Annotated in this window: 1 protein-coding gene; it reads right to left on the reverse strand. The window is 66.9% G+C overall.

The genetic code is table 11. The features are described from left to right. The coding region (locus ACU8YE_RS25695) for a potassium-transporting ATPase subunit KdpA (protein WP_446930456.1) at positions 1 to 429 on the reverse strand (429 nt) is incomplete at both ends.

A 429-nucleotide genomic window follows, 5' to 3' on the forward strand; every position in this document is an offset into this window, starting at 1 on the left:
TTGTAGAACGGCGTGTTCACCGAAAGCCCGCCGAACGCGCTGCCGTTGTTGTTCGCGGCCGAGCTGAACGCATACAGGATTTCCGAGAAGCCGTGCGGGCCCGGATTCGCGATGCCCGCGCGCCCCGCGTCGGCGAGCACGGCGAGCGACGTGCCGACGAGCACGAGCAGCGGCGTGAGCAGCACGACGATCGACACCATCTTCATCTCGTACGATTCGATCTTCTTGCCGACGTACTCGGGCGTGCGCCCGATCATCAGGCCCGCGACGAACACCGCGAGCAGCGCGAACACGAGCATTCCGTAGAGGCCGGAGCCGACGCCGCCGAAGATCACCTCGCCCAGTTGCATCAGCAGCATCGGCACGAGGCCGCCGACGGGCGTGAGCGAATCGTGCATCGCGTCGACGGCGCCGCACGACGCGATGCAC

The sequence above is a fragment of the Ralstonia sp. VS2407 genome (assembly GCF_052950655.1).